General features: G+C 67.1%; 10 protein-coding genes. 4 read left to right on the forward strand and 6 right to left on the reverse strand.

The genetic code is table 11. The features are described 5' to 3' along the window. Nucleotides 1-84: 84 nt before the first annotated feature. From BLR24_RS19160 to queC, 3 genes are all read left to right on the forward strand, one after another. Nucleotides 85-2,364: a cyanophycin metabolism-associated ABC transporter gene (locus BLR24_RS19160; RefSeq protein WP_093019757.1), complete on the forward strand. Its 2,280-nt coding sequence runs from the start codon at nucleotides 85-87 to the stop codon at nucleotides 2,362-2,364. Further along, nucleotides 2,364-2,852: a cyanophycin metabolism-associated DUF1854 family protein gene (locus BLR24_RS19165; RefSeq protein WP_175543306.1), complete on the forward strand. Its 489-nt coding sequence runs from the start codon at nucleotides 2,364-2,366 to the stop codon at nucleotides 2,850-2,852. The genes BLR24_RS19160 and BLR24_RS19165 overlap by 1 nt, the downstream gene beginning before the upstream one ends. A 101-nt stretch (nucleotides 2,853-2,953) precedes the next feature. Next, nucleotides 2,954-3,658, forward strand: a complete 705-nt coding sequence (queC, locus tag BLR24_RS19170; protein WP_093019759.1) for a 7-cyano-7-deazaguanine synthase QueC — start codon at nucleotides 2,954-2,956, stop codon at nucleotides 3,656-3,658. Here the strand turns inward: queC and BLR24_RS19175 are convergent. After that, a complete protein-coding gene (locus BLR24_RS19175) occupies nucleotides 3,655-5,442 on the reverse strand; it encodes an ABC transporter ATP-binding protein/permease (protein WP_093019761.1) in 1,788 nt (595 codons plus the stop codon). The genes queC and BLR24_RS19175 overlap by 4 nt on opposite strands. A 450-nt stretch (nucleotides 5,443-5,892) precedes the next feature. Here BLR24_RS19175 and BLR24_RS19180 point away from each other — a divergent pair, with 450 nt between their 5' ends. After that, nucleotides 5,893-7,149: an MFS transporter gene (locus BLR24_RS19180; protein WP_175543307.1), complete on the forward strand. Its 1,257-nt coding sequence runs from the start codon at nucleotides 5,893-5,895 to the stop codon at nucleotides 7,147-7,149. Nucleotides 7,150-7,154: 5 nt separating this feature from the next. Here the strand turns inward: BLR24_RS19180 and BLR24_RS19185 are convergent, their stop codons facing one another. The 5 genes from BLR24_RS19185 to BLR24_RS19205 form a co-directional block, all read right to left on the reverse strand. Next, a complete protein-coding gene (locus BLR24_RS19185) occupies nucleotides 7,155-9,341 on the reverse strand; it encodes a phosphocholine-specific phospholipase C (protein ID WP_093019765.1) in 2,187 nt (728 codons plus the stop codon). Nucleotides 9,342-9,367: 26 nt separating this feature from the next. Beyond that, nucleotides 9,368-9,562 carry a hypothetical protein gene (locus BLR24_RS19190; protein ID WP_093020176.1) on the reverse strand — a complete coding sequence of 65 codons (195 nt, stop codon included), beginning with the start codon at nucleotides 9,560-9,562 and terminating at the stop codon, nucleotides 9,368-9,370. A gap of 192 nt (nucleotides 9,563-9,754) precedes the next feature. Next, nucleotides 9,755-10,654: a 5'-nucleotidase gene (locus BLR24_RS19195; RefSeq protein WP_093019767.1), complete on the reverse strand. Its 900-nt coding sequence runs from the start codon at nucleotides 10,652-10,654 to the stop codon at nucleotides 9,755-9,757. 27 nt (nucleotides 10,655-10,681) lie between these two features. Then, the gene (gene gspF / locus BLR24_RS19200; protein WP_093019769.1) at nucleotides 10,682-11,923 is read right to left on the reverse strand and encodes a type II secretion system inner membrane protein GspF; all 1,242 of its coding nucleotides are present in this window, start codon (nucleotides 11,921-11,923) and stop codon (nucleotides 10,682-10,684) included. 19 nt (nucleotides 11,924-11,942) lie between these two features. Continuing rightward, on the reverse strand, nucleotides 11,943-13,334 hold the full coding sequence (locus tag BLR24_RS19205) for a GspE/PulE family protein (RefSeq protein ID WP_093019772.1): 1,392 nt from the start codon (nucleotides 13,332-13,334) through the stop codon (nucleotides 11,943-11,945). Nucleotides 13,335-13,341: the final 7 nt, after the last annotated feature.

Raw genomic sequence — 13,341 nt, forward strand, 5'->3', positions numbered from 1 at the left:
GCAATCGGTCAGAATCGGCGCCCGACTAAGGACGCCATGAAGCGGTCCATGCGGCCCGCGACGGGCAAGAGTCAAAGAAACACAATGCAACATCACGATCCAGTCGGCGCCCGGGAGGGCGAAACCGAGGCGGCCTCAGACGCGCTGAAAAGCCGGCTCGCAGTCGCGGAAAACGTTCTGGTCACATTACCGGTTGACCTCGACGATGAACTTCTGTTTACCTTTGGTCTCGTGGCCCTCACCGATCGGCGCCTGCTGGCGCTGCAACCGGACGGCCAGTGGTGTGAGTGGACACTATCAGATTCGTCGCTCGGTTTGCAGTTGAGCGACCATTCGGGCGTCGGAACGCTCGAATTGATGGGCGCCGGGGGGCTTTTGGCGCGCTGGCGTTACACGCTGGCCAACCAGCCGGCCGCGCTGCGCCTGCTCAAGCTCTTCGGACAGCGCGAGAACGGCACTGTCGCCGAGGTGACAGCGGAGCCCGACGGCGACGAACTGGCCGGCGCCGACGCCGAGCTGCAGAAACCCCCGTCGACCTGGGTGCTGCTGCGGCTGGGGCGCTTTGCCAAGCCTTATCGCAAGCAGCTGATCACGGGCTTTCTGCTGACGCTGATTTCCACCGCCGCAACGCTGGTGCCGCCCTACCTGACCATCCCGTTGATGGACGACATCCTGATTCCGTTCCAGAACGGGCAGAAGATCGATCCGGCGCGGGTGGGCCTCTATCTGAGCGGGCTGCTCGGCGCGGCACTGGTGGGCTGGGGCTTGGGCTGGGCGCGCACCTATCTGCTGGCGCTGGTGTCGGAGCGCATCGGCGCCGACCTGCGCACCACCACCTACGAGCACCTGCTGACGCTGCCGCTCGATTACTTCGGCGGCAAGCGCACCGGCGACCTGATGGCGCGCATCGGTTCGGAAACCGACCGCATCAACGTCTTTCTGTCGCTGCACGCACTCGATTTTGCGAACGACGTGCTGATGATCGTGATGACCGCGGTCATCCTGGTGTCCATCAACCCGCTGCTGGCGGTGGTCACCCTGGTGCCGCTGCCCTTCATTGCCTGGATGATCCACGTGGTGCGCGACCGCCTGCGCACCGGGTTCGAGAAGATCGACCGCGTGTGGTCGGAGGTCACCAACGTGCTGGCCGACACCATCCCCGGCATCCGCGTGGTCAAGGCCTTTGCACAGGAGCGCCGCGAGGCCGAGCGCTTCCGCGTCGCCAACGCCTACAACCTGCAGGTGAACGACAAGCTCAACCGCACCTGGTCGCTGTTCACGCCCACCGTGTCGCTGCTGACCGAAATCGGTTTGCTGGTGGTCTGGGGCTTCGGCATCTGGCAGGTGGCGCGCGGCAGTATCACCGTGGGTGTGCTCACGGCCTTCATCGCGTACATCGGCCGCTTCTACACGCGGCTCGATTCGATGAGCCGCATCGTGTCGGTCACGCAGAAAGCGGCGGCCGGCGCCAAGCGCATTTTCGACATCCTCGACCACGTGAGCAACGTGCCCGAGCCGGCCAACCCGGTGAAGATCGAGCGCGTGCAGGGGCGCATCGACATGAGCGGGCTGGGCTTTCGCTATGGCTCGCGCGCGGTGATCCGCGACCTCGACCTGACCATCGAACCTGGCGAGATGATCGGCCTGGTGGGCCACAGCGGCTCGGGCAAGAGCACGCTGGTCAACCTGATCTGCCGCTTCTACGACGTGACCGACGGCGCCATCAAGGTCGACGGCACCGACATCCGCCGCTTTGCCGTGGCCGACTACCGGTGCCATGTCGGGCTGGTGCTGCAGGAGCCGTTTCTCTTCTTCGGCACCATTGCGCAGAACATCGCCTACGGCAAGCCCGACGCCACGCGCCAGGAGGTGGTGGCCGCCGCGCGTGCCGCGCATGCGCACGACTTCATCCTGCGCTTGCCGCACGGCTACGACTCGCTCGTGGGCGAGCGCGGGCAGGGGCTTTCGGGCGGCGAGCGCCAGCGCATCAGCATCGCGCGCGCCCTCCTGATCGACCCGCGTATATTGATCCTCGACGAAGCGACTTCGGCCGTGGACACCGAGACCGAGAAGGAGATCCAGAAGGCGCTCGACAACCTCGTACAGGGCCGCACCACCATCGCCATTGCGCACCGCCTGTCGACGCTGCGCAAGGCCGATCGGCTGGTGGTGATGGACCGGGGCGAGGTGGTCGAGGTGGGCCCGCACGACGCCTTGATGGCGAAGCAGGGCGCCTATTGGCGGCTCTACCAGGCGCAGCTGCGCCAGGCCGACGAAGAAGCGAGCGAAGGTGCAATCGATGAACGCGCCGGCGCCCAGTTGCCGCTGGTCAGCCATGCGGCCCACCCAGCGGGAGACGCGTGATGAGCAACATCGACGACACCAATATTCCCGTTTTCGGTCTGGAACGCGACACTTTTGGCCGCCTGGTGCTGACCGATGCGGAGGGCGAGCGCCACGTCGGCGTCACGCCCGTGCGGGCCTTTCCGCTCAGTGCGCCCGGCGAGGGTGTGTCACTGGTCGGCAGCGAGGGCCGCGAGTTGGTCTGGATCGATCGCGTCGAAGCGCTGCCGCCTCCGACCCGCGCATTGATCGAGGAGGAACTGGCGGTGCGCGATTTCGCGCCCACGCTGCTGAAGCTGCACGCCGTCTCGAGCTTCGGCGTGCCCAGCACCTGGACGGTGAGCACCGACCGCGGCGACACCAGCTTCGTGCTCAAGGCCGAGGAGGATATCCGCCGGCTCGAGGGGGGCGCATTGCTGATCGCCAGCGCTCATGGCGTGCAGTTCCGCATTCCCGATGTGAAGGTGCTCGACCGCGCCTCGCGCAAGCTGCTCGAACGCTTTCTCTAGCAAACTGCCGGGCTGGGCGAGCAGGCGACGGCGGACGCTGTACCGCGCAGGCTGCGAAAATTGCAGTTTTTGAACCGGCAACGGCCCCCCGTTGAAGCGACATGCCCCTGCACACCACCGCCCTCGTCCTGTTTTCCGGTGGCCAGGACTCGACCACCTGCCTCGCGGATGCGCTTTCGAAGTACCAGCGCGTCGAGACGCTGGGTTTCGACTATGGCCAGCGGCACCGCGTCGAACTCGACGTGCGCGGCACCATCCTCTCGAAAATGCGCGAGCGCTTTCCCGACTGGGCGCCGCGCCTGGGCGAAGACCACGTGCTCACGCTGGCGGCACTCGCCCAGCTCGGCGGCTCCTCGCTGACGGAAGAGGTGGCCTTTGAAATGCAGGCCGACGGCCTGCCCAACACCTTCGTGCCCGGACGCAATCTGCTGTTTCTGACCCTGGCCGGCGCACTGGCCTACCGGCGCGGCCTGCAGGTGATCGTCACCGGCGTCTGCGAGACCGACTTTTCCGGCTACCCCGACTGCCGCGATGACACCATGAAGGCGATGCAGCTCGCACTGTCGCTGGGCCTGGAGCGTCGTCTGGTCATCGAGACGCCGCTGATGTGGATCGACAAGGCCGAGACCTGGCAGATGGCCGAGCGCCTGGGCGGCGAGCCGCTGGTCGACCTCATCGTCGAGGAAACCCACACCTGCTATCTCGGCGACCGCGAACATCGCCAGGCCTGGGGCTATGGCTGCGGCGAGTGCCCCGCCTGCGACCTGCGCAAGAAGGGCTGGGAGCGCTACGCGTCCCGCGCCTAGGCAGCGGCTGGGGAGACCGAGGTTTCGAGCCGGTAGCGCGCGCTGCCGGCCGGTGCATCGTCGGCCTGGGGCACCAGTGTCCAGCGCTGATTGTGGAAGTCGCCCACCGCCGCGCGGTGCGCAATCGACACCATGGCACCGCCCGCGGCCTTCACCCGGTCGGAGAGCCGCTTGTAGAGCACGCCCTCGGCCTCGGCATCGAGTGCGCTGGTGATCTCATCGGCAAAGAGCCATGACGGTTTTTTCAGCAGCACGCGCGCAATGGACAGGCGCTGCTGCTCGCCACCCGAGAGCTTCTGGCTCCAGACGTCGCTGTCGTCGAGCCTGTTCACCAGGTCGGGCAGCAGCGCGTCGACGAGGGCCTGGCGCAGCTCGGTATCGCTGTAGTTCTCGGCCGGATTGGGGTAGGCCAGTGCATTGCGCAGGGTGCCGTCCGGCACGTAGGGCCGCTGCGGCATGAACACCGCGCCTTCCGGCACCTTCACGTGGCCGCGCGCAAACGGCCAGATGCCGGCAAAGGTGCGGAACAGGGTCGACTTGCCGCTGCCCGAAGGGCCTTGCAGCAGCACGCTGTCGCCGGGCTTCACTGCCAGCGCCGCGCCCGCCAGAAGCGGTGTGCCGTTAGGCAATGCCACGGCGAGGTCGCCGGTCTGCAGCGCCGGCGCGGCGCCATCGCGATCGAGTTGCTGGGCTCGGGCCGCATGGGCGCGCATCGCGTCGTCGAAGCTGGTGAGCCGGTCGGTGGTGGCGCGCCAGACGGCCACGCGGTCGTAGTTGTCGACGAACCAGCTGAGTGAATCCTGCACCTTGCCGAAGGCCGACGAGATCTGCATCAGCTGACCGAGCTGGATCGCGCCGCTGAAAAAGCGCGGAGCGGCCACTATGAACGGAAAGATCACCGCGGCCTGTCCGAAGAAGGCGGTGAAGGTCACCAGGTTCTTCTGCTGCTTGATGAGCTGCAGGTAGTTGCGCAGCACTGCGCCAAAGCGCAGGTCGAGTTGGCCTCGCTCGACCTTTTCGCCGTGGTCGAGCGCAATGGCCTCGCTGTACTCGCGCACGCGCACCAGGTGGTGCCGGAAATCGGCTTCGAAGCGCTGCTGGCGAAAGTTGAGCCCGATCAGCGGGCGGCCGATGAAGTGCGTGATGACCGTGCCGACCACGCAATACACCACCGCCAGCCAGACCATCGCGCCCGCGACCTGGTAGGTGGTTCCACCCAGCGTGAAATCGAAGTTGCCCGACAGCCCCCAGAGAATGCCCACGAAGCTCACGAGCGTGACGACGGCATTCAGCAGTCCCATCGACAGCGTCATCGTGGAGTCGGTGAACATCTGCATGTCCTCCTGGATGCGCTGGTCAGGGTTGTCCGGCGTGCGGCCGTCGTCCTGCGCGTAGCGCGCCAGTTCCAGGTGGTAGAAGGTGCGGTCGGCCATCCAGCGCGACAGGTAGCTGCGCGTCATCCAGGCACGCCAGCGCAGTTCCAGCAGTTGGGTGACATAGAACTTGAGCACCTGGATCGCGATGTTGGCGAACGCGAGCCAGCCGAACACGCCCACCTCGCGCCAGAAGATGCCTGCGTCCTTATTCTGCAAGGCGTCGTAGAAGCGCCCGTACCACTGGTTGAAAAGCACCAGTGCATAGACGTAGGCGAGATTGAGCGCAACGATGCCTATCAGCATGGTCCGCGCCCGCCATTTTTCTTCGGAGCGGAAGTAGGGGGCGGCGAGCGCAGCGATGCGCCGCAGGGTCGAGAAGGTCTGGGCAATGCGGGAGTCAGTGGCCATGGCGATGAGGTGGAGCGAAGCGCGCCGGACGGCGCATCGCGTGCATCGTAGCCCGCCCGCGAGAGCCAACCTTAAGCGGCGCTGAAACGGCCGCTGCGGTGCACTATCGCAGGCTCTGGCTGTCGCGCCACCTCCTGCCAGAACGGCGCCGCGTCCGACTTGACCTGCGCCCACCCAGGCGTAGCCTGCGCGACATGAGAAGCGCAACCCTTGTTCTTCTGTTCTGCCTCGGCCTCCTGGCCGCCGGCTGCAACGAAAAGCCCAAGCCCGGCGGCCCGCTGCCGAAGGCTTCGGCGGTTCACGCATTGCAGTCGCTTTGACGCTCTGCGCGTCTGGCAGGCCTCCGCGTCCGGTGCGGCGCGGTGGGGCGTTGCGTTTCTGGTGCGGGAGTTATCCTCGACGCGGAGACACTCTCTGCGCATACCGCGCGCCATCCAGAAAATGAAGGCAATGCCTCGCCCCGACCACCAGCCGGATTCGCGCTATGCGATGCTGCGGCTCGGCCTCACCCTGCTGATCATGACGGTCGGCAGCAGCGGCATGTACGTGGTGTCGGTAATGCTGCCGGCCGTGCAGGCCGAGTTCGGCGTTGCCCGTGCCGACGCATCGCTGCCGTACACGCTGCTGATGCTGGGCTTCGGCATCGGCGGTGTGCTGATGGGGCGCCTGGCCGATCGCTTCGGCGTGATGTGGCCTCTGCTGGGCGGTGCCGTCAGCCTGGGCCTTGGGTATGTCGCCTGCGGCATGGCCGACGGCATCGTGGCCTTCACCGTGGCGCAGGCGGTGCTGGTCGGCCTGCTCGGCAGCGCGGCTGCCTTTGCGCCGCTGGTGGCCGACACCTCGCTCTGGTTCGTGAAGCGGCGTGGCATTGCGGTGGCGGTGTGCGCAAGCGGCAACTATGTTGCCGGTGCCATCTGGCCACCCATCGCGCAGCATTTCATCGAGACCGTGGGCTGGCGGCAGACCTACATCGGCATGGGTGTGTTCTGCGGCCTGGCGATGGCGGCGCTTGCGCTCTTCATGCGCGCCCGGCCGCCGGGCATCGCTGTCGAGCCCGCTGGTTCGGCGCCTGCCATGGGGGTAGGCGCAGTGCGCAAGCGCGACATGACGCGGCCATTCGGCCTCAGCATGGGCACGGCGCAAGGTCTGTTGTGCGTGGCCGGCGTCGCCTGCTGCGTGGCCATGTCGATGCCGCAGGTGCACATCGTGGCTTATTGCAGCGACCTGGGCTATGGGGCTGCGCGCGGCGCGCAGATGCTGTCGCTGATGCTGGCTTTCGGCGTGGTGAGCCGGCTGGTGTCGGGCGCCATCTGCGACCGCATCGGCGGACTGCGAACTCTGCTCCTGGGCGGCGTGCTGCAATGCGTGGCGCTGCTGCTGTTCCTTCCCTTCGACGGCCTCGTTCCGCTCTACGTGATCTCGGCGCTGTTCGGGCTGTTCCAGGGCGGCATCGTGCCGTCTTACGCGATCATCGTGCGCGAACACTTTCCGCCCGCCGAGGCTGGCGCGCGCGTGGGCACGGTGCTGATGTTCACGCTCTTCGGCATGGCGCTGGGCGGCTGGACGTCGGGCAAGGTGTTCGACCTGACCGGCAGCTACCACGCGGCGTTCCTGAACGGCATCGGATGGAACCTGCTGAACGTGAGCATCGCGGCGATGCTGCTGTTCAGGGTTCGGCATCTTCAGCTTCGCACCGCCGCGGCATAGCGCGGTCAGAGATCGGCCAGGCCCATCGCCGGATCGCTCACCGTGTGCCTGCCGGTTTCCACCCGGCCGGCAAAGCGGCGCGCATAGCCCGCGTCGGCATCGCAGGCCACTTCGAAGTCGTACCACGCGCCGCTCGATGCCAAGTCCCAGTGCAGCTCGGCCTTGGCGCCGCCCTGCACGGTCGCAGTCCACGGGCCGTCGCTTCGGTAGGCCTTGGCACGCACGGTGAACTTGCAGGCACTCTTGCCGCCGTTGAGCATCTCCAGGTACACGTTGCCGTTGGCGATGTCGTAGCACACGCGCACCTCTGGCGTGGCAGCATCGCCCGCGCGCAGCCGGTTGAGGTCGCCTTTGAAGTGGCGGTGAAAGCCGTTGGGACCGAGCACCCAGAGGTCGTAGAAACCGCTGTTGTCGGTCGCCGCGTTCCACGTGTCGTCGAGCGTCTTGCCGGGCTCCACCATGTAGCGGCGCGGCAAGCGGTCGAGGTTGAGCTTGTCGTAGACGTGGAACACGGCCGCCGCCTTGCCGGTGTTGGCGAACAGCAGCTGCACCTTGCCGCCGATGCTGTCGGCGCGCGCGCTGGTGTGCAGCTCGTAGGGCAGCGCGCGCGAGGGTCGCGTGCCCGTCGCCTGCCGCGGCAGCTGCGGATCGAGCGGCAGCGCAACCTGGGCCAGCGCTTCCTGGGACGCGCGCAGCTGGTCGGCCTCGGCCTTGCTCTTGCGGCCCGCCAGCGTGGGCAGCGCCTCGCTGTTGGGGTTGGCAAAGTTGAAGGCGCTCGTGAGGTCGCCGCACACCGCGCGGCGGAAGGCGCCGATGTTGGGCTCCATCACGCCGAAGCGCGATTCGATGAAGCGAATGACCGAGGTGTGGTCGAAGGCCTGCGAGTTGACCCAGCCGCCGCGGCTCCAGGGCGACACCACGTACATCGGCACGCGCACGCCCGGGCCGTACACGCGGCCGTCGGGCGCGGGCTGGTCGGTGGTGCCCGGCGGGTTCGGATGGTTGAAGCGCTCGAAGGCAACGTCCGATGCGGGCAGCGTGGTCTTGCCGGCGGCCGTGCCGTCGGCGTTGAGCGATGGCGCCGCAGGTGACGGGTAGTGGTCGAAGTAGCCGTCGTTCTCGTCGAAGTCGATGAAGAGCACGGTCTTGCTCCATACGTCGGGTACGGCAGTGAGCGCGTCCAGCGTCTCCTGGATGTACCAGGCTCCCTGCACCGGGCTCGACGGGCCGGGGTGCTCGGAGTAGGTGGCCGGCGCGATGATCCACGACACCTGCGGCAGCTTGCCCTTCTTGATGTCCTGGCGGAACTGCTCGAGAAATCCGCCGTCGGGCATGGTGTTGGCAATGCCCTTGTAGAGCGGATTGCCGGCATCGTCGCTGGCCGGGTCGTAGGCCGGCGAGGCGACGTCGTTGCTCACGGGCTTGCCCGAAGCCTCGTTGGCGAGCCGGTATTGCTTGAAGCCGGCCAGCGGGTTGTCGCCGAAGTTCTCGGGCATGTTCTGGTAGACGATCCAGCTCACCTTGGCTTCCTGCAGCCGCTCCGGGTAGGTCTTCCACTCGAAGCCCTTGGCCGAGCTGTCGATCGAGTCCCACTCGTTGTTGACCGACGCCACGTTCGCCCCGGTGGGGCCGTTGGTGCCGGTCCAGAGGAACATGCGGTTCGAATTGGTGCCGGTGTGCATGCTGCAGTGATAGCCGTCGCACAAGGTGAACGCGTTGGCAAGCGCGAACTGGAAGGGCAGCTCGGCCTCCTTGTAGTAGCCCATGGCCGCATTGGTCTTGTAGCGCGGCCACTGGTAGGTGCGTCCGCCGTCCCACGCATTCTGGCCGTCGCTCCACGAGTGCGGCGTACCGCTCACGCGCTGTGCGTTGCCCTTGCGGCTGTCCAGGTGGTAGGGCAGAACCGGGTTGCCCGTGGCATCGCCCTGCTGCCAGACGCTGCGGCCCTTGGGCAGCGGAATGGTGAAGCGGTCGCCGAAGCCGCGCACGCCCATGAGCGTGCCGAAGTAATGGTCGAACGAGCGGTTTTCCTGCATCAGGATGACGATGTGCTCGACGTCCTGGATGGTGCCGGTCTTGTTGTTGGCCGGAATGGCGAGCGCGCGGCGGATGCTCGGCGGAAAGGCGGCGATGGCGAGCGCGGCGGCACCGGTGGTGGCGGTGCTTGCAAGGAATTTGCGGCGTGAGGTCATGGTGTTGTTCTGACGTTTCGTGGTGTTCAGGGCGCGCAGCGCATCTCGGGCTTGACGCTGGTGTCCGGCGGCGGCGCGGTGGGCGTGGTCGAGGTCGGAGCCGCCGCACCGGGCAGGAAACCGGAAAAGCCACCACCACCATCGCCGCCACCGCAGGCGGAAAGGGCAGAGGCCAGGACCAGTGCGGGCACGAGCCGCACGGGCAGGGATGAAAGTCGCATGGTGGGTTCCTTGGAGTTGTCGCGTGTCGGCACGCGGATGCGCAAAAAAATGGCGCCACGAAGGCACCGCGCACCGGACAGGCACAAGACTAGGGAGAACCCGTTACATCGCCGTGAACGAGCGATGACAAGGCAAAGGCGCCGCAGGCGCCAGGAGGGAAGCACTGCGAAGGTGCCCGCCCTCGACGAGGCTCAATGCTCGTTGCTGATGCCGCTGGAAACGTGGCCGGCAGGCACGTGGCGTGCCGCGGCGTCGACGTGGCCCGTCTGGTCGTCGAAGAAGAAATCGGGCTCGAATTCGCGCAGAAATTCGCCCTTGGGCAGGCCGCCGAGGAACATGGCTTCGTCCACGCGGATGTTCCACTTCATGAGTGTGCGGATCGCGCGCTCGTGCGCGGGCGCGCTGCGCGCAGTAACCAGCGCGGTGCGTATGCGCATCTGCGCATTGCCGGCCATCTGCAGGCGATGCAGCGCGGTCAGCAAAGGTTTGAACGGGCCTTCGGGCAGGGGCAGGTCGGCCTTGCTGAGTTCGTGGGCCTGGAAAGCGTCGAGCCCTTGCGCCTGGAACACGCGTTCGGCTTCATCAGAGAACAGAACCGCATCGCCGTCGAAGGCAATGCGCACTTCGTTGGGCCAGGCATCGCTGGCTTTTACCGATTCGACCAGCACACGCGCGGCCGGAAAGCCCGCGACCAGGGCCTCGCGCACATCCTCTGCGTTGACCGACAGGAACAGGTGCGCGCGCAGCGGGCGCAGGTAGCCGAAGGGCGGGCGGCCTTGTGTGAACACGCCGCGCTGCAGTTTGATGTCGGCCGCCGCGCTGGAGCGGAAGATGCGCATGCCGGAGACCGGGTCGTTGCGCGAGAGGATCACCACCTCGACGCGCTGCACGCCGTCGTCGTTGAAGCGCAGCAGCTTGCGGATCAGCGAGTACGCGATGCCCGGCGCGGCCGGCACGTTGATGCGGTCGAGCTGCAGCTTCATGTAGCCCTCGTTGTCGCCGGCCTCGAAGATCCTGTTTTCTTCTTCGAGGTTGAAGAGCGCGCGCGACGAGATCGCGACCACGAGTTTGTCTTCGAGCGTGACGGGCATGAGGTGCGGTGCTTCCTGGCGGCGGCGTTACTTGACGAACTGGTTCAGCTGGATGATAGGCAGCATCACCGCCAGCACAATGAGCATCACCACGCCGCCCATGGCCACGATCAGCAAGGGTTCGAGAATGGTCGCCAGGTGCATCGCGCGGCGCTGCACTTCGGCGCCCAGCTGGTTGGCCGCGCGCTGCAGCATCAGCGGCAGCGTGCCGGTCTGCTCGCCCAGACGCGCGAACATCGAGACCAGTCCCGGGAAGCGTTTTTTCTGCGCCAGCGCCGAAGCCAGCGGCGCGCCTTCGCGCACCAGCACCAGTGCATCGAGCGCATCCGCGCGCATGGCGCGGTTGCCCAGGGTTTCGGAGGCCGCCTGCAGCGCGCGCAGGATCGGCACGCCGGCCGTGGCGAGCATGGCCAGCGTGCTGGCAAAACGCGCCGCGTTGTAGCCGCGCGCGAGCTTGCCGACCAGCGGCAGCTTGAGCCAGGCCGCATCGAACTTCAGCCGGAAAGCCTCTTGCGCCAGCGCGAGCCGCACGGCAATGGCGGCAAACACCACGCCGCCCAGCATCCACCACCCGTAGTTGCGCACCGCGGCGCTCAGCGACAGCATCACCGTGGTGAGAAAGGGCAGCGACCGCTTGGTGCCCGCGAACACCTGCGCCACCTGCGGCACCACATAGCTCACGAGGAAGATCACGATCACGATCGCCACGAGAGTGACGATGGCCGGGTAGAGCGCGGCGCCGACGAGCTTTTGTTGCAGCGCCTGCCGTTCTTCGAGGTCGTCGGCGAGCCGGTCGAGCACGAGGCCGAGGTTGCCGCTTTGCTCGCCCGCGCCGATCACCGCGGTGTAGATGGGCGAGAACTCGCGGGGGTGAGCCGCGAGTGCGCGTGCAAACGGCGAGCCCGCATTGACTTCGGCACGCAGCGATGCGACGAGGTTGCGCTGCGGCTCGGTCTCGGCCTCGTCGGTGAGCGCAGTCAATGCGCGTTCGAGCGGCAGGCCGGAGGATACGAGGCCCGCGAGCTGGCGCGTCCACACCGCGAGACCGGTCGAGCTGAAAATCCTGGCGCCGCCGCCGAGCCACCGGCGCAGGCCGCCGTTGCCGGTGCCGGTACCGTTGACGTGGCTGCTGCCGACTGGCGTGACGGACAGCGGAATGAGCGCCTGTGCGCGCAGCAGGCTGCGCGCGCTGCGCGCGGTGTCGGCCTCGAGCACGCCTTCGCGCGACTGGCCGCTGGCATCGATGGCTTCGAAGGAATAGGCGGGCATGGCGAAGCGAAAGGATTGCCTATTCGCGAGTGACCCGCAACAGCTCGGCACGCGAGGTGATGCCGGCCTGCACCAGCCGTTCGCCGTCTTCGCGCATGGAACGCAGTCCGCCTCGCGCGCCGGCTTCGAAGAGCTTGCTCTCGGCGGCCTTGCCATGGATGAGCGCCTGTACTTCGTCGTTGGCCACCAGCAGCTCGAAGATGCCGGTGCGGCCCTGGTAGCCGGTCTGGCCGCAGGCCTCGCAGCCGGCGCCGCCGCAGCTGGTGCAGACCTTGCGCACCAGGCGCTGCGCGAGCACGCCCAGCAGCGACGAGCTCAGCAGGAAGGGCTCCACGCCCATGTCGGTCAGTCGCGTGACGGCGCTGACCGAGTCGTTGGTGTGCAGCGTCGCCAGCACGAGGTGGCCGGTGAGCGAGGCCTGGATGGCGATCTGCGCGGTTTCAAAGTCGCGGATTTCGCCGATCATGATCACGTCCGGGTCTTGCCGCAGGATGGCGCGCAAGGCCTTCGCGAAGGTGAGCTCGATCTTGGCATTGATCTGCGTCTGGCCCACGCCAGGCAGCTCGTATTCGATGGGGTCTTCCACCGTCATGATGTTGCTGCGGCCCGCGTCGAGCCGGGCCAGCGCGGCATACAGCGTGGTGGTCTTGCCCGAGCCGGTGGGGCCGGTCACCAGGATGATGCCGTGCGGCTGCGCAATGAGGCGCTCGAAGCGCTGGAGCGTGTCGCCCTGCATGCCGACCGATTCGAGCGTGAGCTTCGATTCGGTCTTGTCCAGAAGGCGCAGCACCGCACGTTCGCCGTGGGCGCTGGGAAGCGTCGAAACGCGCACGTCCACCGCGCGCGTGCCGATGCGAAGGCTGATGCGGCCGTCCTGCGGCAGCCGCTTCTCGGAGATGTCGAGGTCGGCCATGATCTTCAGGCGCGAGATCAGCGCGGCATGCAGCGCCCGGTTGGGCTGCACCACTTCGCGCAGCGTGCCGTCGATGCGAAAACGCACGGACGAGGTGCGCTCGTAGGGCTCGATGTGAATGTCGCTCGCGCCGTCGCGCGCGGCCTGCGTGAGCAGCGCATTGAGCATGCGGATGATGGGTGCATCGCCGGCGCTTTCCAGCAGGTCTTCGACGGCCGGCAGCTCCTGCATCATGCGCGAGAGGTCGGCGTCGCTCTGCACTTCGCTCACCACCGCGGCTGCGCTCGATTCGCCCTGTGCATAGGCGGCACTGATGCGCTGCGCCAGCGGGCCGTCGGCCAGCACCTCGAAAGTCTGCACGCCGTACTTGCGCGTGACCTCGCCGAGTGCGCTGCGCGAGGGATGGCTCGACATCCACAGGGTGTAGCGGCCGTCGTCGGCTTCCTCGAGCAGCAGTTGCTGGCTGCGTGCGAACGCGTAGGGCAAGGGATGGCGCATGGGCGGG

This window comes from Variovorax sp. OV700, assembly GCF_900099805.1.
GTDB lineage: Bacteria > Pseudomonadota > Gammaproteobacteria > Burkholderiales > Burkholderiaceae_C > Variovorax.